General features: G+C 72.6%; 1 protein-coding gene. It reads right to left on the reverse strand.

The genetic code is table 11. The features are described from left to right. A partial coding sequence (locus ACFY4A_RS42700) for a condensation domain-containing protein (protein ID WP_390834693.1) occupies positions 1-1,132 on the reverse strand: 1,132 nt, incomplete at both ends.

Raw genomic sequence — 1,132 nt, forward strand, 5'->3', positions numbered from 1 at the left:
GGCGTCCGCGCCACCTGCGCCCCGAACAACCCCGGCAGCGTCGACTCCTCGACCGCCGCACCGGTGTCGTTCCACTCCACCAGCAGCCGACGGCGTGCCGCTTCGTCCAGGACGTCCACCGCATTCAGCGGCAGGCCGGCGGCGCCGTCCTCCAGTGCGTTCTCCAGCGCGGTCTCCAGCGCGGAGACCAGTTGTTCCACCGTGGTCTCCAGCAGGGCGCACACGGCCTCGGCGTCGATCGGGGCCACCGCGTCGACGGAGAGGCCGATACCCGCCTCGTTGCCGTCGTCGTCCACGGAGACTGTCAGCGGGTAGTTCGTGCGTTCCCGTACCGCCAGCGCCCGGACCCCTTCGAGGACGTCGGCGCGGCTCTCCCTCTCGCCGCCGTCATGGTCGTCGGTCCCGGTGTTGTGCCGGTAGTTGAACAGCGACGTGAACAGCGGAACGTCCGCCGCCACCCCGGCGGCCTGCTGCGCCACGGCCAGGGGGGCGTGTTCGTGCTCGAGCAGTGCCGCGAGCTGCGAGCGCATGCCGGCGACGGCGGCGAGCACCCCGGTCCCGTCGACGCGTGTCCGTACCGGCAGGGTGTTCATCAGCGGCCCGGGGACGCGGTCGGCTCCCGAACCGGCGTTCATCCGGCCGAAGAGCACCGTGCCGAAGACCACGTCGTCACGGCCGCTGACCACCGACAGCGTCCGGGCCCACGCCACGTGCAGCACTGTCGCCGGACTGGCCGCGAGCCGCCGCGACACCTCGCGTATCCGTGCGACGAGTTCCGGTCCGAAGGTGGCCTCGGCACGAACGACCCGGGCGCCGTCGCCTCGCGCGTCCAGCACGCCGAACGGCGCGGTCGGCTCGTCCACGTCGCCGAGCAGCTCGGCGAAGAAGCGTTCGTGCGCCGACCGTTCCACGCCACCGCGGGCCTGCGCGACAAAGTTACGGAACGGCAGGGGCTCGGGCAGCTCGCCGCCCCGGCCCTCGGCGAACGCCCTGACCTCCTCCAGGAGCACGGCCAGCGCCGTGTGGTCGCGTACCAGGTGGTGCATGCGCACCACGGCCAGCCGGCTGTCCGTTGCCGCGTCGGCGGCGACGTGCACGTCGATCAGCGGTGCCCGCTTCAGGTTCATCGACG

Origin of the sequence: Streptomyces sp. NPDC001292 (assembly GCF_042896465.1) — a bacterium.
GTDB lineage: Bacteria > Actinomycetota > Actinomycetes > Streptomycetales > Streptomycetaceae > Streptomyces.